This is a genomic window from Neptunicoccus sediminis, assembly GCF_001719615.1.
GTDB classification, from domain to species: domain Bacteria; phylum Pseudomonadota; class Alphaproteobacteria; order Rhodobacterales; family Rhodobacteraceae; genus Amylibacter; species Amylibacter sediminis.
Map to the genome: position 1 here is coordinate 1 of NZ_MDVX01000011.1, position 18,569 is coordinate 18,569.

Genomic DNA, 18,569 nt, shown 5'->3' on the forward strand with positions numbered 1-18,569 from the left:
GTGGAATTGCAGATCAGGGGCGGGAGCATCCTCCATCACGGTCAGATAGCCGCCCCCTTCCCCGATGTTGGAGGTCAGCAACCCCATCCCCTTGCCCAGCAGTTCCGCCTGTTCCGGCTCTTGCGCGTGGGCCAGTGTTACGGGTTGCGTACACACATGCGCCACTGGAGCCATGAGGTGATCTTGCAGGTTCTTGCCCACACCGGGTAGATCATGGGCCACGGAAATGCCAAGGCTTTCCAAAGCGTCCTTCGGACCGATCCCCGAAAGCATCAGGATTTGCGGCGACCCGATCGCACCAGCGGAAAGGATAACTTCCGCATCGGCCATAACCTCGTGTATTTCGTCGCCCGCTTTGAAGCGTACGCCGGTGCAGCGCCCGTCCTGCAGGATCAGGTTCTGCACATGGGCTTCTGCCTGAATCGCCAGATTGTCCCGTTCCAGCGCAGGATGCAAAAACGCCACCGCTGCCGAATTCCGCATGCCGTTCTTTTGCGTCACCTGATACAGCCCAAAGCCTTCCTGATCGCGACCCGCGTTAAAATCGGACTGCGCCGGATAGCCTGCTTCGACAGCGGCATCGACGATGGCCAGCGACACCGGATTTGGATCGCGCAGATCAGCCACATTCAAAGGTCCGCCCGTGCCGTGGTTGTCATCCGCGCCCCGTTCGTTGTTTTCGGACCGTTTGAACAGGGGCAACACGTCCGCGTAGCTCCAGCCCGGATTATCCTTGCCCCACGCGTCATAACACGCCGGATTGCCGCGCTTGTAGATCATTGCGTTGATCGAACTGCTGCCGCCAAAGACCTTGCCCCTTGGCATATATAGCTGCGTGCCGTCGGCGTGTTCCTGCGGGGTAGACATATAGGCCCAGTCAAGCGGTGTCTGGAACAGGTTCGGAAAAGCGGCGGGAATGTGAATAAACTGGTTCTCATCCGCAGGTCCGGCCTCTAGCACCAGCACGGTTTTATCTGCATCTTCGGACAGGCGCGCAGCCAGCGCACAACCGGCAGAACCTGCGCCGATGATAACATAATCATACCGTTCAGCGGCTTGTGCTTTGGCATGACCCGCACCAAGCGCAAGCGGTGCGCTTACAGCAACGCCAAGGGCGGCAGATGTGCGCATGAAATCGCGGCGCGAGATTTTGCCCGCCGCAAACGCACGGGCGACGGATTCTTGTTTGGATGTTTTTTTACGAATGCTCATGTGTGACTCCTCCCAGTCAATTTTTTGATCGGGACCGCCCCTCCACTGACAATCGCAGATCATGTAGAGAGTTGAGCAGAAATTTAGGGCATTTGTCCAGTTTTTTTGCGCGACACTAAAGGGCGGTCGTTAACCCGCTGTTTGGGATGAAGAAAATGTGAAAAGACTGCTCTCGCGCCGGAATATCCGGCACGCGTCTGACAAGTCGGTTGGAGGGTTACAGGGTCCAAACGGTCAGGGGATAACCGCCTGACCTGCCACACTACCGCGAATTAAGCGCACCGATTCTGAATGGATCGGGACTGGTATGCAACCTGCCCGGTGTCAAAGACGGGTACAGTGCCGCTAACGACCGGAGAGGTGTTTCATCCAGCCGAGACCGGCCTTGGTTGTGGTTTCGGGCTGATATTCCGCCCCGACCAAACCGTCATACCCGCAGTCAGCGATCCGCTGTAACAGCCAGCGATAGTCGATTTCGCCGTGATCCGGCTCTGCCCTGTCGGGGACTGCCGCAATCTGGATGTGACCGATTTTCGGCAAAAGACGCTCCAGCGTTTTGGCCAGATCGCCCTGCATGATCTGCATGTGATAGCAGTCAAACATGATCTTCAGATTGGGCCGTGCCAGCGCGTCTATGATCCGCTCTGCGTGGGGTATTGTGGACAGATGATACCCGTCCACATCGCGGGTGTTGATCGGTTCGATCAGAACAGTGATCCCCTCAGCTTCGGCCAGATCACAGGCGTGGTTGAGGTTCGCGCGAAAGCAGTCTTCCGCCGCTTGGCCACCATCCGTGCGCCCTGCCATGACATGCACCGCCTCTACCCCTGCCGCAGCCGCATAATCCACGGCGCGGGCGATCTCGCTGCGGGCTTCCGCGACACGGTCCGGCAGCGCGGCAAGCCCGAAATCCCCCGCACTGCGGTCTCCGGGCCAGGTGTTGAGACCCAACATCCGCAGGCCGGTTTCTGCAAGCGCCTCTTTCATTTGCGCTGGCAATGTGTCGTACGGGAAATGGCATTCCACCGCATCAAAAGCCGCAGATTTAGCCGCGCGGATGGCTTGGGGGAGGTCCATTTCTGTGAATAAAAACCCCAGATTGGCTGAAAATCGTGTCACGCGTCCCATTCCACTTCAAATTTAGTGACCAGCGCCTGAACCTGATCATCTGTTAACGCCCTTGCGTTCAGTCCGCGCAGCATCAGGGCGAGCCTTGCAGTGTCTTCCAGTTCCTCAACCGCATTGCAGGCGGCCTCTACATCCTTACCGGCCACCACAGGCCCGTGATTGGCCAGCATGACCGCAGAGCGTTTGCCCGCAAGTCCGCGCACCGCATCCCCCATCGCCGGATCACCGGGCATAAAATAGGGCAGCAATCGTACCTTGCCGAGCTTCATAATGCCATAAGGGGTCAGCGCCGGCAGAAAGTTGTCAGGGTCCGCATCGGGCAACATCGACAGGGCCACAGAATGGCAACTGTGCAGATGCACCACCGCGCCGGCTGTGCTGCGGGTGTCGTAAAAAGCTTTGTGCAGGGGCATTTCCTTGGTCGGTTGATCGCCACCGATCAGGGTGCCTTCGGCATCAAAACGGGACAGTCGCCCCGGATCAAGCCGCCCGAAACTGGTCCCTGTAGGCGATACCAGCAAGCCGCCGTCTTCGGTGCGCGCCGAAATGTTGCCGGTGCTGCCGCCTGTCAGACCACGGTCGAAAATGGATTTGGCCAGTAGGCAGATATGCTCTCGCAGCGCTTTTTCCTGCATCAGTTTTGTCCCAACACATTTGCTGCTTTTTCAAAGTAATCCTGCGTGCCAAAGTTACCGGATTTCAGCGCGATGACCAAATCATTGCTGGCCCGCAACGCCGGAACGCCGGGGTCAATTTCGGGTCCGATTTCCAAGGTTTCGATGCCAAGCGCTTCAACCACAGCGCCAGAGGTTTCCCCCCCCGCAGTCAGGATACGCGACACGCCCAGTTCTGCCAGACAGACGGCGGTTTGCCCGAAAAAGCTTTCCAGTGCATTGGCTGCTGTTTGGCTGCCGAATTTTTCCTGCACCGCTGCCACGTCATCAGGATCAGCAGAGCTATAGGCGAGGGGAAGACCCTCTGCCGCGAACAGCCACTGTGCGGTGGCTTGCGGGGTTTGTGCGCCGCTGATCACATCGGCCGGATCAATTTTCAGGCTCGGGTGGCGGGCGATGTGATAGGCAATCTGCCCCCGCGTTGCTACGGAACAGGAACCGGACAGCACCGCCGCCTTGCCAGTTTGCGGAGTCCAAGGCACCTCTGACGGCGCGATACCGAAATTCGCGGGCAGGCCAAGCGCCACACCGGACCCGCCTGTAATCAGCGGCAAGCCTTTGGCGGCTTTACCGATTTCCATCAGGTCACTGTCCCGCAATGCATCGACGATCAGCATGCGATGACCTGCGTTGTGCTCGGTAGCCATGCAGTCTCGGATCGCAGCGGCCCCGTCAAAGACCACGCTCGCGGGCACATGCCCGACAGTGTTCTTGCTTTGCGCGGCCATCAGACGGCGCAGGTTTGCATCCTTCATCGGCGTCAGGGGGTGGTTTTCCATGCCGCTTTCGTTCAACAGCATGTCCTTGACGAAAAGATACCCCTGATAGACCGACCGCCCGGCCCCCGGAAACGCCGGACAGACAATCACGTTATGGGCATCAAGCGCATCGGCCAGCGCATCGGCGACAGGGCCGATATTGCCCTCGGCTGTGCTGTCAAAGGTGGAACAGTATTTGAAGAAAATCTGCGCGCAGCCCTGTGCTTGCAACCATGCCAAAGCCTCTAGCGATTGGCAAATCGCGTCCTGCGGGTCAATGGAGCGGGATTTCAGTGCAACCACACCGGCCTGAACATCCGCGCCGGCAGGGTCTGTTGGCACGCCGCTATACTGCACCGTGCGCATACCCGCCTTGGCCAGCGTGTTTGCCAGATCGCTTGATCCGGTGAAATCATCGCCTATACAACCCAGTAACATTATTCATCCCCCGGAAGTTTCACGCCGCCCTGACGGGCGAAATATTTTGCGATAGCCGCGTCGTCTTCATCGCCAAGCCCTGCCGCAGAAGCGGCCCTGAACTGTTCCAGTGCATTGGCCGAAACCGGCACTGGCAGATCGGATGCGGCTGCAATTTCCCCGACAATGCCCAAATCTTTCAGCCAGATGTCCACCTTGGAGCGGGGCGTGTAATCGCCTTCCACCACATGGGGGCCCCGGTTTTCAAACATCCACGATGTTCCCGCAGACACTGAAACCACATCCACCACCTGCGCAGGGTCGAGCCCTTGGGACGCGCCAAAGGCCAGCGCCTCGCCCATTGCGGCGATATGCACCCCCGCAAGAAGCTGGTTCACTGCTTTCATCGCAGACCCGGGCCCCGCGCGATCCCCCAGACGGTGCACGGTTTCCGCCATTGCCGCCAGCGCAGGTTCTGCCGCTGCGAAGGCCGCTTCCGATCCCGAGGCCATGATGGACAAGCGACCTTCAGCCGCCTTCACCGCGCCGCCGGAAATAGGCGCATCGAGATACAGAAGACCAATATCCTCTGCCTCGGCTTCCATCTCGCTGGCAAAGGCCGGAGCGACAGTGGCGCAGGAGATGATCACCCCGCCCTTGCGCAACCGCGCCGCAGCACCATTTTCCCCGAACAAGGCAGCGCGGGTCTGATCCGCATTGAGAACGGTACAGACCACCACATCCGCAGGGGTATCACCCTTGGCAAACGGTTTGCCCCCAGCCTCTGTCAGCAGATCGACGCGGGCAGCGGCGGGATCAAACCCGCGCGTTTCAAATCCGGCGCGTACAAGGCTTGTGGCCATCCCCAGCCCCATCGAGCCAAGACCTACACAATCAATCAACATCCGTTACCCTCCAAAAATCCATTGCACCGGCCACAGCGTGATTGCGGGTACGTAAGTAATCACCATCAATGCGGCGAACACCGTCAGCACGAACCAGATCAGTTGCGGAATGATCTTTTCCACCTTCAACTGCGCGACCGAGCAGGCCGCGAACAGGTTTACCCCAAGGGGCGGTGTGATCATCCCCAGAGCGAGGTTCACCACGATAATCAGTCCGAAATGCACGGGATCCACCCCGTAGCTGAGCGCAATGGGCGTCAGGATGGGGGCAAGCACAAGGATCGCCGCCGAGGTTTCGATGAACATACCAACGATCAGAAGAAGGATATTTACAGCCAGAAGAAAGGCGATGCGGCTCTCGAAAATTTCCTTGAACCACTGGGCGATTTCATTGGGCAGGCCGGAGCGTGTGATCAGAAAGGAAAACAGCGATGCGGCGGAAATGATGATCATAATCGCAGATGTCGAAATCACGGTTTTTTTCAGGATTCCGGCCAGATCGGCAAATTTCAGTTCCTTATACAGCCCCATGCCAACAATCAGGGCCGCCGCCACCGCCGCAGCACTGGCTTCGGTCGGGGTGAAAATGCCTGTGTAAATGCCGCCAAGGATCACCACGGGAACCAGCAGCGCAGGCAAAGCGGCTTTCAGCGCGGCCCCAGGACTGGCGCGGCCCATGCCGTCATCCTTGCCGATGCCCCTTATGCGGCAAATCACAAGCACCAGTGCCATCAGCGAACCGGCAACGACAACGCCCGGACCAAGCCCCGCGACGAACAGTTTGCCGATAGAGGTGTCAGTGGACACGCCGTAAAGGATCAGCGGGATTGACGGCGGGATCAGCACGCCCAGTTCCGCAGAAGACGCCTGAATAGAGGCCGCCAGTGGTTTGGGGTAGTTGTGCTTCACCATCGCGGGAATAAGGATTGCACCAATGGCAAAGGTGGTTGCCACGGACGATCCGGAGACCGACGCGAACAGCATGCAGGTCAGCACGCAGGTACAGGCCAGCCCGCCCTGAATCCCCCCGACCAGCGATTTGGCCAGTTCCACCAGACGGTGGGAAATTCCCCCTGCCGACATCAGGTTCCCCGCCAGAATAAATAGTGGAATCGCCATCAACGGGAAGCTGTCGATGCCGGTAAACATACGTTGTGCAATCAGCAGCAGGGGCAGACGGCCCTCTGCCTGAATGCCGATGATCGATGCCAGACCGATCGAAACCGCAATCGGCACGCCAAGGACGAACAGGATTGCAAGGGAAAGACCAAGAGCGCTGTTCACAGGGCGTCCTCCTCTTTGCGGGCCACCAGCCAGTCCCCTTGGACAGCGCGGATGATGGCACCCAGAATAGCGATAAGAATAAAGCCCGATCCGATGGGCAGCGCCGCATAGACCCAGGCGATTGAGATTTCCAGTGCCGACAGGCTTTGCGGAATGACCCGCAGGGTCATCAGATACCCCTGCCACAGCAGGAAAGAGAAAAAGATCAGCGAGCCGATGCTCGCCAGCACGTATAGCGCAAGACCAAGGCGCGGAGGCAGGGAGTTCTGGATCATATCAACAGAAATCATCGCCCCGTGCTTAAACGCCACTGCCACCCCCAGAAACACCGACCAGATCATGGCTGAACGGGTGATCACCTCGGACCATGTGGAGGGGGCGCCAAAAACAAAGCGGGTGATGACCTGATAAAGTGCCAGACTGGCAGCGATCACCAGAAAGGCGATGGAGAGCCTGAGCGCGACTCCTGTCGTAAAGTTTTCGAGGCGCAGGAAATAGCGCATGTCGGAGCCTCTTGGATATTTTGGGAAGGGACAGGCAGGCGCGGTTCGGACCCGCGCCTGCCGTTTTGACGATTACTCGACGTTCTGGATACGTGTCACCAGCTCGGTGCCGTATTTGTCGGTGTAAACCGCGTAAGCCGGCTCTGCCAGTTTGGCGAAGGGGGCTTTATCTACATCGGTGATCACTTCCATGCCGTTTTCACGCAGCAAGGCGACGCCTGCTTCTTCCAGACGGTTCACTTCCGCCCGTGTTGCCGCGGCGGATGCTTTTGCTGCTTCTGCAAACCAGCCCTTTTGCTCGTCTGTGAGGCCGTCCATCAGGATCGGAGAAGCCAGAACAACCGCAGGGGAATAGACGTGTCCGGTCAGGGATACGTGGTTTTGCACTTCCCAGAACTTGGAGGATGTGATCACGGTTACAGGGTTTTCCTGACCGTCAACAACCCCTTGTTGCAGCGCTGTGAAAAGTTCGGGAAAGGCCATCGGGGTTGGGGATGCGCCCATGCCGGAGAAGGCTTCCATGTGGACCTTGTTTTCCATTGTGCGCAGCTTCAGACCGTCCAGATCGGCAGGTGTTTTCACCGCGTGCTTGGAATTGGTCACATGGCGAAAACCGTTTTCAGACCAGGCCAGACCGACAAGCTGGTTCTCACCGATCTTGGCCAGCAATTCCTGACCGATTTCCCCGTCGAGCACCTTGCGTGCGTGGTCATAGCCACGGAACAGGAACGGCAGGTCGAGCGCGAAAACTTCGGGAACAAAGTTGCCAAGCGGTCCGGTGGAGGTGATCACCACATCCATAGAGCCGATTTGAAGACCCTCGATCATGTCACGCTCACCCCCAAGCTGACCTGCCGGAGCTTGCGTGCCGGTGAATTCGCCGCCCGAAAGTTCTTCGAGTTTTGCGATGAAGGCATCTGCGCCGACACCGTAGTGGGACGTGGGCGACAAAGAGTGGCCGATCACGATGGATTGCTCCGCCTGTGCGGGTGTGAAGCTCAGCGCGGTGAGCGCAGTTGCCACTGCGAATACGGTATGTTTCATTTTGGTTCCTCCAATGGTATTAATGTCTTAGGGTCTTTGTGACGCGTGGTGTAATATGAACGCGCCCCTCCCAGTCAGGCCGGTTGGCCCATCTCATCCTCGAGATAAATCCTGATGATTTCCTCGAAAGAATTCTCGGCACGGAACCCTGTTTCAAGGGCACGTACGGTGTCAAAATCACGGGGCCAGCCCGCAACGATGCTGGCAATCGTCGCATCGGGTTCACGGCGGATCAGGGCGACGGCCTCGTCTCCGGCCACTGCGCGCAGGGCCTCGATCTGTTCGGCCACAGTTGCAGACACGCCGGGCATGGTCATGCAACGTTGCGCGCCTAGCGGGGCCGTGTCCATTGTTGCGGCATGTTCGATATACCCAACAGCCGCGCGGGGGCTGGCAAACCAGTGGCGTACGTCATCGTCAACCGGCAGGATTGCTTCCTGACCGTTCAACGGCTCTCGCAGGATACCCGAGAAAAAGCCGGACGCGGCTTTGTTCGGTTTGCCCGGGCGGATGCAGATGGTGGGGAAACGGATACCGACTCCGTCCAGAATACCGCGCCGCGAATAATCGTTCAGCAGAAGTTCGCCCATCGCCTTTTGCGTGCCATAGCTGGTCAGCGGCGTGAGGTTGAAATCGTCGGAAATCTTGCTCGGGAAAGGTGCGCCGAATACGGCCAGCGACGAGGCATAAATCATCCGTGGACAATAATCCGGCAGTGCCGCAATCGCCTCCAGCAAGGCCCGTGTACCGTCCAGATTGACGCGGTAGCCTTTGTGCATATCGGCCTCGGCCTCTCCGGAGACAATCGCTGCGAGATGCACGATCACATCCGGCTTGTCAGCGACCAGCTTGGCAGCAACTCCGGCTTCGGTCAGGTCTGCGGCATAGGACACGCGCGGGCCTTTGAAATCGCTGGCGACGTCGGGTGCAACCACATCCACCAGCGTCAGGGCGTCGACCCCCTGCCCGCCAAGTGCACCAGTTTGCGCGATACGTTCTGCCAGCTTGCGGCCGATCATGCCCGCAGCGCCAATGATGGTAACTTTCATTCGGAAGCCTTCTTTTGTGTTGTCGCAAGCACGGCCCGCGTGCTGTCGTAGATTCGTCTTTCGTGAACGCCCAAGCCATTGGCCAGCGCATCCGCATCCCCCGCCTGTAACGCGGCAAGGATGACGCGATGATCCGCGATGCTTTGGGCGATGGCGCCGGGTGCACCGATTGCACGGCGGCGGTGATCCAATTGGTATGAATAAAGGGTCGTGGCGAGATCGGATAAAACCGCATTGCCACAGGATTGGTAAACGGTTGTGTGAAACGCACGGTCGGCAATCAAAAAGCGCACTGGATCGCCCGTTGCAGCTTCTTGTGCGTCGATCAGCTTTTCAATGGCAGCCAGTGTTTCCGGCTTCACCCGTTGTGCCGCCAATCGCGCCACACGTTCTTCCACCATCAGGCGGCCTTCGTGTACGTCTTCCAGCGCGTATTCCGTGACCAGACCGTTGAAGAAAGCGGACAGGCCAAGCCCGCCGACATCATCGGACACGACCTTGGTGCGCGCGCCCTGCACAACGGAAACGATTCCTTTGGTGGACAGGATCAACAAAGCGCCGCGGATGGTTTCGCGGCTGACACCCATTGTAGAGGCCAGTTCCCGCTCGCTTGGCAAGGCATCCCCGACGTTCAGCACACCAGAGGCAATCAGCGTTGCAAAACGCTCTGCCACCTCATCCTTGACGGAGCGGTGCGTGACCTTCTCCAAAGGGGTATTCTGTCCAGCCAAAAGAGCGTTTTCGCCCATCCGAGTCCTCCGCCAAAGACCAGTTGCACACCAACTGGTCTGGTTACTAGACCACTAGACCAGAGCGGAGTCAAACGGATTCAAACGAGCAGAGGACTGGAATTTACGTCGGTCACATCCCCTAGCCGTCCCGACGGAACACAGCGCCGGTTTTTGTGGCCAGAAATGAGTCCAGCGGAATGTCTTCCTGTTTGAGAAACCCGCTTTGTCGCAATGTGCCATCGCGCACCATTTCCATGACCGCCACGACAGAACAGGTGGTGGTCCATGCGATTGCCGTGCGTGTCGATCCTGCCAGTTCGCGGGGCTTGTAGGCGCGCACGAATTCTTCGCGGGCCAGATCGGCGCCGCGCCATCCTTCAGCGGCGGCGTGGACGTAAACCACATCATCGCGCACCGGCGGTTTTGCATTCACAAGGATTTCGCCCGCTTCCTTACGCCGCTCCCGCATCAGCAGTTCATGAAAGAAAAAGTTCATCTGCGCTGCGTGGCCGGGGTAACGCATGGTCTTGTAATCCATATTCGGCACACGCCCGAGGTAGGTCTCGCACATGGTCCCAAGCCCGCCGGAGGTGGTGAAGGCTTCCAGTTCGACGCCGTTAATATAGTGCTTTTCCATCCACTCCATCGCGGAGACGGATTTGATCTCGCCGTTCTCCAGAACTTCGCAGTCGTTCAGGTATTCGTTGACCACCCCTTCGGGCGACCAGTTAAAGGAATACCCCATCAGCCCCGTCGGGTTCTGCGGCAACGCCCCGACCCGCATTTTACAGGACCGGCAATCATCCAGTCGCGCGATCAGGTCGGCACCGACAATCCCGATGAACCCCGGCGCCAACCCGCATTGAGGGGCCATCAAGCGGTTAGAGGATTTTGACATTTCCAGAATAGCCTTGGTGGTCGGCACGTCTTCGGTCAGATCAAAATAATGTATATTCGCTGCCAGTGCGGCGCGGGCAAGCTTGGCATTCAGATGATAAGGCAGGCAGGACAGTACCGCGTCCACCTCGTTGAAGGCCGATTTGATCGCGGCATCATCCTGAACATCCGTGGCACGCACCTCAAACGGCAGCTCCCGATTATTCATGCGCAGGTCATGGGCGATGACAGTAAACCCCGCATCGTGGAGCAACTCCGCCGCCAGCGTTCCGATTTTTCCCAATCCTAAAACCGCGATTGTTTTCATGATGTTCTGTCCTTTAACCCTATGGCGGGTTTTTCCCCGCCTGCCTGTTTTCCGCCCCTAAGCTCAAACATTCCGGCGTTAGACAAAAGACACATATTTATAGCAATTCGCCAGATTATTGGCATAATGTCAGAACGATAGAGGACAGGACCGGATATGGACGACACGGATCAGAGGCTTTTGACCCTGCTTGCCACAGATGCCCGCGCCAGTGCGAGCGATCTGGCCGCGCAGTTAAACGTATCGCGCGGAACGGTGCAGAACCGGATCGGGCGGATGCAGGATCAGGGGATTATCAAACGCTTCACGGTTGAGCTGGGCGATGGGCCGCAAGACCGGCAGATCAGCGCCTTTACCCTGATCCGTGTCGCGGCAGATGATGGAAAACTTGCCATCGCAACTCTAAAGCGGATCGAAGGGGTGATGGATATTTCCACCCTGAGCGGTGAATTTGATCTGGTGGTGGAATTGCGCACCGGCTCCCTGCGGGAGCTGGATAGCTTGCTCGACAAAATACGCGCGATCAAGGATGTGGCCCAAACCCAAAGCCATATTCGCCTGATGACGGTGGCCCGCTAATCTCGGATCAATCCACCCGAAACACAGTGCCATCCCCCGCGTCACGGATAAGATCAACGGTAGCTCCGTCCCAATGATAGTCCAGATGCCGCCCCTGCACCGGCGGCGCGGCCAGATCGGGGTAAAACAATCCGGCGCAATCGCCTTCACCGCGTACACTCGGGTAGACGATACCTGAGCCGCCCGCGGCCCGCACCGCTGCGCCGAAATTCTGCGCCACCTGATAGCTGTCAGGGTTAAGCAGCGCATCCGCCCCCTGCCCCCGCAGATCGTAAAGATCGGCGTGCACATCCAGTATCAGTTCGCGGAATTGGGATGTCCAGCCCGGCGGTTGTGCCGTAGCCGCCATGAACCGCGCGTGGTGGTGGATTGTCTCGTAAACCGCCGTTTCAAAATCGTCTGCTACGTAGAGCACACCACGACGGCCGTCTGAAAACCGGCTGGGTCGGTCGGTGCTGGTATGGGTGAAAGGGGCCATCAGATAGCTGGCGCCCGGCCCCCCGACACGGCGGTTGGCGGGGATCAGGTCCAGATTTCCGATGGTTTCCATCAGTCGGGGATTGGTTTTCTGCTCGGCAGAGATCAGCAGCGGCCAGTCCTCGGGGGCGGCGATGTCTTCAAACAGATCAATCGGGGGATAGACGCTGCGGATGATCCGCACCGCGCCGGTCCAGTCAATCCGGTTCACGGGGACATCCTGCGGCAAGATCACCAGGCGCCGCGCTCTGCATCAAGGTAGCGGCGCACGCGCATCAGGTCTGTCAGTTCACCACCCAGCATCACAGAAAGTGCCGACTGGCCGTTGAACGCTGCATTGTCGGCTTTGATCCAGTCGTAACCCCGTTGCGGTTCACTGAACAGCAGGCGCAGGGCTTTGTGGATGCCAAGAAGATTGGACAACCGCGCCTTGGTGTCCCGATCCAGCCGCCCAAGCTGCCCCGATTTCCAGCGACGATAGGTTCGCACCGGAAGATCGAGCAGTGTCGCGGCCTCCTCATCAATCACGCCCCATTTTTCAAACAGGGTCAAAACCGCACGCAACATCGCGGCAGCCTCGGCATCGGTGATCGGGTCGGGCGCAAAATCCTGCGCTTTGGTTTCCAACTGGTGCAGCGCCATTGAGGGCCTCCTTTATGGCATTATATAGCGCATATAATGCCATTTGGCAAGATCCGCTCTCCTATCCCGCCTTCGCCGCCAGCGTTTCCGGCGGGTGATAGGCGTCATAGGCGCGCTGGATCGCGATTTGATCCGCAACATATTTCGCATCATGCCAGACTCCCCAGATAAAAGAAGATCCGCGACGGGACTGCCACGGCAAGCCGACAAAATAGACGCCCCGTTCGGGTGAGACACCGCGCTGGTGGATCGGTTTGCCGTTGTCGTCAAAGGCGTCAATTTCGAGCCAGCCATAGTCCACCGAAAATCCGGTAGCCCAGATGATCGACGTAATGCCAGCCTCTGCTAAATCCAGTTCTGTGATTGGATCGGTCAGACAAGCCGGATCAGGCCAGCGTTTGCGCTCTTGCGGGTCTTCGGGCAGGTCAAGCCCGTGACGTGTCACATAGGCGTCCGCCTCATCCAGAACTGATGCGTGGTTCGCATCACCCCGCGCAACGTTCTCGATTAGATCAGGGGCAAAGTACAGCTTGCCGTCCTCAAACCGCTCGGTCCGCCCGACAAGCCGCATTCCACCCGCAGCAAACCGGCGGAAATCCACGGTTTTGCCGCCCTTGGCGCCGCTTACCGCGATGGTGACATGTTCGGTTCCCGGCCCGGGTGTCTGCATATCCCATTTGCCCAGCACGCCGAGCCACCACACGAAATCCCGCCCCCGATAACTGCGGGGCGGACGGTCGTGGGGACCAACAGAAAGATAAACCTGACGACCGGAATCCATCAGTTCCTCTGCGATTTGCGCACCGGACGAACCTGCCCCGACCACCATAACGGCCCCTTGGGGCATCTGGTCGGGATTGCGGTAATCGTGAGAGTGGATTTGCGTCAGCCCCGCGCTTTGCGGCACCAGTTGCGGGATCAGCGGTTTCTGGAACGGTCCGGTAGCAGCGACGATCCGTTTGGTTTCAATCTCTCCTGCGCTGGTCTCGACCAGAAAGGCGGAGCCGTCGGCCGTGCGGCATGCGCGATTGACCTCGACGCCACAGCGCACGGGGGCGTTGATCTGTTTGGCATAGTCCACAAAATAATCCGCCACGCCTTCTTTTGGCACAAAAGCCTCGGGGTCATTTCCCGCAAATTCGCGGTTGGGAAAACGGTCATGCCATGCCGGTCCGTTGGCCACCAGAGAATCCCAGCGCGCAGTGCGCCAGCGTTCTGCGATGCGGTCCCGCTCCAGAACAATGTGATCCACCCCAAGCGCACCGAGATGTTCGCTCATGGCGATTCCGGCCTGACCGGCACCAACAACCAACGTGTCTGTCTTTTCTACGGGCATTCCGGCATCCTTTGTCCTTTTTGGCAATGAGGGCACCCTAGGCGGCGGGCCGGAAGCTGAAAAACAGTAAATCTTGCAGCATTGCTTAGGCTGAAGCTAAATCGACTGCCCGCGTGAACGGCTCTGATCTGCTTTAGATTAGGCAACAGCTAATCGGGGGTGAGGCACTCCGTACTTTTCGCCGCAGGATAATCCCATATTGCTAAGGCCATAGTACGCAGGGGACTGGGTGGACCCGCCCCCGCCTGTCAGTTGCAGAGGATCTTTCATGGCCCACACACGTATTCGCAAATTCAACACCTCGGACACCTACCCAGAACAGAAACTCGACAATGATCTGTGTCAGGCGGTGGTCACTGAGGGCGGCAAAACCGTCTGGTTGCGGGGGCAGTGTCCGCAAAATCTGGACGATGCCAAAAACATCGACAGCCACGATCCGGTTGAACAGACCCATAAGGTCATGCAGAACATCCGCCAGCTTATTCAGGAAGCCGGCGGCGAGATGGAGCATCTGGTCAAAGTGGTGGTCTACATCACCGACGTGCGCCACCGCGAGGCGGTTTACCGCACGATGGGGGAATACATCAAAGGGGTGCATCCGGTGTCAACGGGTCTGGTGGTACAGGCACTGGCGCGGCCCGAATGGCTGGTGGAAATCGACGGCACAGCGGTGATACCGGAATGACCTTTTCGCTTGTTGCCCGCTGTCCTGATACCGGCATGTTCGGTGTTGCCATTTCATCATCCTCTCCGGCGGTTGCGGCGCGGTGTTCTTATGCCCGCTCCGGTGTCGGTGCGGTCGCCACGCAAAATGTCACCGACCCGAGCCTTGGCCCCCTTACGCTTGATCTGATGGGACAAGGGCTTGGCGCGGAAAAGGCAATTGCGCAGGTTAAGGCGCGGGGGAAGTTCATCGAATACAGACAAGTGCTCGCCGTGGATTATGAAGGGCGCACGGCCATTCACTCCGGTCCGAACTCTCTTGGCATCTGGACGCAGGCGATGGCTGAAAATGTTGCGTCCGGGGGCAATCTTCTGTCCAATGACACGGTGCCGCAGGCCATCGTGGACGGCTATCTTGCAGCGACGGGGCATATCGGGGATCGCCTAATCGCCGCGATGCGGGCAGGTCTGCAAGCAGGGGGCGAAGCCGGACCCGTCCATTCCGCAGGCATGATGATTGTGGATAAGGTCAGCTGGCCCGTTGCCGATCTGCGCTGCGACTGGACCGATGAATGCCCGATTGAAAATATCGCCACCGCTTGGGAGATCTACAAACCCCAGTTGGACGCCTATGTGCAGCGCGCACTTGATCCGCGTGAGGCCCCGTCCTACGGGGTGCCGGGAGACGATTGAGCGCTGAAAGCGGTGTCTTCCCCTTGCAAAATCCCGCCCTTATAACAGGGGCATACCCGCTGCGCGATGCAGCGTTTGAGGACTGGAAACCCCATGCTGAGATTCACCCTGCGCCAGCTTGAGTATTTTGTTGCCGTTGGCGAAATGGGCAGCATCGCTATGGCGGCTGAAAAGGTGAATGTGTCCTCGCCGTCTATTTCCGCCGCTGTGAACCAGCTTGAAAAAGAGTTCGGCCTGCCCCTGTTTGTGCGCCAGCATGCACAAGGCCTGTCCCTGACGCTGGCAGGGCGCGAGATGATGAAGCAAGCCAAGCTGGTGCTCGACAATGCCGAAAAGCTGGTTGATCTGGCGGCGGATGTGTCGGGCAATGTGCAAGGGCCGCTGTCCATCGGTGTTCTGCTGACCTTTGCGCAGATGGTGGTCCCTGCCCTGCGCGCGAGTTTTGAGGCGCTGTTTCCCGATGTGCGCGTCACCCAGCACGAACTGGATCAGGCGCAGATTTTCAGCAAATTGCGGCGCGGCGAAATCGACATTGCCTTGACCTATGATCTGGACCTGCCGGGAGATCTGAAATTCCAGCCGGTTGCCACCCTGCCGCCCTATGCGATCCTGCCGCCTGATCATCCCCTTGCGGGTCGCGCCAGTGTCAGTGTCGATGACCTGTTGCCCTATCCGATGGTGCTGCTGGATCTGCCGTTCAGTTCGGAATATTTTCTGTCATTTTTCGGGGCATCCGGTCTCAAACCAAAGGTGGCGGAACGCACGCGGGATATGGCGGTGATGCGCAGCCTTGTGGCCAACGGCTTTGGGTTTTCCATCGCCAATGTGCGCCCCTTGAACGATCTGTCGCCCGATGGCAAACCCCTGCGGTTTGTGCCGCTCGACGGAGAGGCCAGACCGATGCAACTGGGGTTGTTGGCGTCAAAGGATGCGGATAGCGCCAGCGTAATCCGTGCCTTTATGCAGCACTGTCTGACCGAATACCGCGACGGGCGCTTGCCCGGTTTGAACGTCACCTCTCTGCACAGCCCCTAGCCGGATTAGGCGCGGCCTAAGCAGCGGTTTTGCAAGCCAGACTGTTGCCCGCTTCACGCCAAGGCTAATCTGCGCGCAATTGCAGCCTTAGGAGGTGCCCGTGCGCGATCCCCGTTATGATATTCTGTTTGAGCCGATGGACATCGGCCCTGTAACTTCCAAAAACCGTTTCTATCAGGTCCCTCATTGCAACGGCGGCGGGTATCGTGACCCGTCTGCAGCGGCAGCGATGCGCGGGATCAAGTCCCAAGGCGGCTGGGGCGTGGTGTTCACCGAACAATGCGAGATGCACCATACATCGGAAATCACCCCCTTCATCGAATTGCGGCTTTGGGAAGATAAAGACATCCCCCAGTTGCGCAAGATGTCGGAAAAGATGAAGGAACACGGGGCGCTGGCGGGTATCCAACTGGCCTACTCCGGTATCAACGGGCCGAACCTTTATAGCAAAGAGGTTCCGCTGGCGGTGTCCGCCATGCCGATCCGCACCTTTACCAATGATCCGGTGCAGGCCCGTGCGCTCGACAAATCCGACATCCGAGACCTGCGACGCTGGTTTGTGAATGCGGCCAAACGCTCCAAAGACGCGGGCTTTGACCTGATCTGTCTTTACGGGGCGCACGGGTTTGGCATCTTCCAGCATTTTCTAAGCCGCGCCACAAACCAGCGCAGCGATGAATACGGTGGCAGTCTGGAAAACCGTGCACGTTTCGTAAACGAGGTCATCTCGGACATGCGCGATGCGGTGGGGGATACGATGGGGATCACCCTGCGGGTCAGTTTGGATGAAACCATCGGGGATCTGGGCTTTTCCAACGCCGAAGTGCGCGACTTTATCGAAATGAACCGTGACCTGCCGGACCTTTGGGATCTGGCGCAGGGCACGTGGGAAGATTGCTCCGGCCCGTCACGGTTCAAGGAGGAGGCTGCGCAGGAACAACTGGTGCGGGGCATTCACGATCTGACCGAAAAACCGATCGTCGGGGTCGGTCGGTTCACCTCTCCGGATGTTATGGCCAAAATGATCCGCAGCGGCACGCTGGACTTTATCGGCTGCGCCCGTCCCTCCATTGCCGACCCGTTCCTGCCCAAAAAGATCGAGGAAGGCCGCATCGAAGACATCCGCGAATGTATCGGCTGCAATATCTGCATCACCGGTGACATGACCATGTCCATCAGCCGTTGCACCCAGAACCCGACCTTTATGGAGGAATGGCGCAAGGGCTGGCATCCCGAACAGATGAACGCCAAAGGGGGCAGCAGTTCCGTGCTGGTCGTGGGCTCCGGTCCGGCAGGACTTGAGGCGACCCGTGCTTTGGCGGAACGGGGCTATGATGTGGCACTGGCCGAAGCCAAGACGGTTCTGGGCGGTCGCGTCACCCGTGAACGCCAGCTTCCGGGCCTAAGTGCTTGGGGCCGTGTGGTGGATTACCGCGAATACCAGATCAGCCAGAAACCGAATGTGGAAACCTATTTTGACAGCGCGCTCGACGCGGGCAGCATTCTGGAATTCGGCTTTGAAAATATCTGCATCGCCACCGGCGCAAACTGGCGCGACGACGGGGTTTCACGCCAGCATGTGGTGCCGATGGCTATTGACAGGAATATGCCGGTTTATACGCCGGATCACATCATGGATGGGAAAATCCCCTCGGGTAAAGTCGTGATTTACGACGATGACCATTACTATATGGGCGGCGTGCTGGCCGAACTTTTGGTCAATGCGGGCTGTGAGGTTACGATCATCACCCCTTCGGCCTATCTGTCAGACTGGACGGTTAACACGTTGGAACAACATGCGATCCACAAAAAACTGGCGGGTATGGGGGTGAATGTTGTGCTGAACCGTGGCGTCATCCGGATTGCGGCGGATCATGTGGTGTCCGACTGCGTCTACACCGGCACGGAGCAAAATTTCGACTGCGGGTCTGTGGTCATGGTGGCCAGCAAGCTGGAAAACAACGAACTTTACCACGCCCTTAAATCGCGGGAGTCTGAATGGGCGGATGCTGGGATCAAATCGGTGCAGATCATCGGGGATGCCAATGCCCCCGGACCGATTGCTTGGGCCACATATGCCGGACACCGTTATGCACGGGAACTGGACGGGGAAGACATCGCAGACGCACTGCCCTTCCGCCGCGAAATCACCGAACTGGCGGTGGACTAAGCATCACTCAACCACAGGGGGCGGCATCCGTCCCCTGTGCCGCGTTAAGGGACGGGCCGGGCTTT

At 58.6% G+C, this 18,569-nt stretch carries 19 protein-coding genes; 5 read left to right on the forward strand and 14 right to left on the reverse strand.

The annotated features are described in order from the left end of the window. The 11 genes from BFV97_RS11085 to BFV97_RS11135 form a co-directional block, all read right to left on the reverse strand. Positions 1-1,212: GMC family oxidoreductase (locus tag BFV97_RS11085; protein ID WP_245667712.1), on the reverse strand; the 1,212-nt coding region annotated here is incomplete at its 3' end. Between the two features lie 345 nt (positions 1,213-1,557). Further along, positions 1,558-2,331: a hydroxypyruvate isomerase family protein gene (locus BFV97_RS11090; RefSeq protein WP_245667713.1), complete on the reverse strand. Its 774-nt coding sequence runs from the start codon at positions 2,329-2,331 to the stop codon at positions 1,558-1,560. Further along, positions 2,328-2,975, reverse strand: coding sequence for a 3-oxo-tetronate 4-phosphate decarboxylase (otnC, locus tag BFV97_RS11095; RefSeq protein WP_069300444.1), 648 nt, complete (start codon positions 2,973-2,975; stop codon positions 2,328-2,330). The genes BFV97_RS11090 and otnC overlap by 4 nt, the downstream gene beginning before the upstream one ends. After that, a complete protein-coding gene (otnK, locus tag BFV97_RS11100) occupies positions 2,975-4,210 on the reverse strand; it encodes a 3-oxo-tetronate kinase (RefSeq protein ID WP_069300445.1) in 1,236 nt (411 codons plus the stop codon). The genes otnC and otnK overlap by 1 nt, the downstream gene beginning before the upstream one ends. Then, positions 4,210-5,094 carry an L-threonate dehydrogenase gene (ltnD, locus tag BFV97_RS11105; RefSeq protein WP_069300446.1) on the reverse strand — a complete coding sequence of 295 codons (885 nt, stop codon included), beginning with the start codon at positions 5,092-5,094 and terminating at the stop codon, positions 4,210-4,212. Before ltnD ends, otnK begins: the two co-directional genes overlap by 1 nt. 3 nt (positions 5,095-5,097) lie before the next feature. Beyond that, complete coding sequence (locus tag BFV97_RS11110; protein ID WP_069300447.1) at positions 5,098-6,378, reverse strand: TRAP transporter large permease; 1,281 nt, start codon at positions 6,376-6,378, stop codon at positions 5,098-5,100. Then, complete coding sequence (locus tag BFV97_RS11115; RefSeq protein WP_069300448.1) at positions 6,375-6,881, reverse strand: TRAP transporter small permease; 507 nt, start codon at positions 6,879-6,881, stop codon at positions 6,375-6,377. Before BFV97_RS11115 ends, BFV97_RS11110 begins: the two co-directional genes overlap by 4 nt. Before the next feature lie 72 nt (positions 6,882-6,953). Next, on the reverse strand, positions 6,954-7,925 hold the full coding sequence (locus BFV97_RS11120; protein ID WP_069300449.1) for a TRAP transporter substrate-binding protein: 972 nt from the start codon (positions 7,923-7,925) through the stop codon (positions 6,954-6,956). A 74-nt stretch (positions 7,926-7,999) separates the two neighbouring features. Continuing rightward, positions 8,000-8,974: a D-erythronate dehydrogenase gene (gene denD, locus BFV97_RS11125; RefSeq protein ID WP_069300450.1), complete on the reverse strand. Its 975-nt coding sequence runs from the start codon at positions 8,972-8,974 to the stop codon at positions 8,000-8,002. After that, positions 8,971-9,723 carry a FadR/GntR family transcriptional regulator gene (locus BFV97_RS11130; RefSeq protein ID WP_069300451.1) on the reverse strand — a complete coding sequence of 251 codons (753 nt, stop codon included), beginning with the start codon at positions 9,721-9,723 and terminating at the stop codon, positions 8,971-8,973. The genes denD and BFV97_RS11130 overlap by 4 nt, the downstream gene beginning before the upstream one ends. Before the next feature lie 121 nt (positions 9,724-9,844). After that, complete coding sequence (locus BFV97_RS11135; RefSeq protein WP_069300452.1) at positions 9,845-10,909, reverse strand: saccharopine dehydrogenase family protein; 1,065 nt, start codon at positions 10,907-10,909, stop codon at positions 9,845-9,847. 156 nt (positions 10,910-11,065) lie between these two features. Here BFV97_RS11135 and BFV97_RS11140 point away from each other — a divergent pair, with 156 nt between their 5' ends. Beyond that, positions 11,066-11,488 (forward strand): Lrp/AsnC family transcriptional regulator, encoded by a 423-nt coding sequence (locus tag BFV97_RS11140; RefSeq protein WP_069300453.1) that lies wholly within the window; start codon positions 11,066-11,068, stop codon positions 11,486-11,488. Between the two features lie 7 nt (positions 11,489-11,495). On the opposite strand, the gene BFV97_RS11145 is transcribed toward BFV97_RS11140, so the two are convergent. From BFV97_RS11145 to BFV97_RS11155, 3 genes are all read right to left on the reverse strand, one after another. Beyond that, positions 11,496-12,176 carry an RES family NAD+ phosphorylase gene (locus tag BFV97_RS11145; RefSeq protein WP_245667715.1) on the reverse strand — a complete coding sequence of 227 codons (681 nt, stop codon included), beginning with the start codon at positions 12,174-12,176 and terminating at the stop codon, positions 11,496-11,498. 20 nt (positions 12,177-12,196) lie between these two features. Beyond that, positions 12,197-12,607, reverse strand: coding sequence for an MbcA/ParS/Xre antitoxin family protein (locus tag BFV97_RS11150; RefSeq protein WP_069300455.1), 411 nt, complete (start codon positions 12,605-12,607; stop codon positions 12,197-12,199). 61 nt (positions 12,608-12,668) lie between these two features. Further along, the gene (locus BFV97_RS11155; RefSeq protein WP_069300456.1) at positions 12,669-13,943 is read right to left on the reverse strand and encodes a flavin-containing monooxygenase; all 1,275 of its coding nucleotides are present in this window, start codon (positions 13,941-13,943) and stop codon (positions 12,669-12,671) included. Between the two features lie 268 nt (positions 13,944-14,211). On the opposite strand from BFV97_RS11155, the gene BFV97_RS11160 reads away from it, so the two are divergent. The 4 genes from BFV97_RS11160 (at position 14,212) to BFV97_RS11175 (ending at position 18,504) form a co-directional block, all read left to right on the forward strand. Continuing rightward, positions 14,212-14,628, forward strand: coding sequence for a RidA family protein (locus BFV97_RS11160; RefSeq protein WP_069300457.1), 417 nt, complete (start codon positions 14,212-14,214; stop codon positions 14,626-14,628). Then, positions 14,625-15,299, forward strand: a complete 675-nt coding sequence (locus BFV97_RS11165) for a DUF1028 domain-containing protein (protein WP_069300458.1) — start codon at positions 14,625-14,627, stop codon at positions 15,297-15,299. Before BFV97_RS11160 ends, BFV97_RS11165 begins: the two co-directional genes overlap by 4 nt. A 93-nt stretch (positions 15,300-15,392) precedes the next feature. Continuing rightward, positions 15,393-16,334, forward strand: a complete 942-nt coding sequence (locus BFV97_RS11170) for a LysR family transcriptional regulator (RefSeq protein WP_069300459.1) — start codon at positions 15,393-15,395, stop codon at positions 16,332-16,334. 100 nt (positions 16,335-16,434) lie between these two features. Next, positions 16,435-18,504, forward strand: a complete 2,070-nt coding sequence (locus BFV97_RS11175) for an oxidoreductase (RefSeq protein WP_069300460.1) — start codon at positions 16,435-16,437, stop codon at positions 18,502-18,504. Positions 18,505-18,569: the final 65 nt, after the last annotated feature.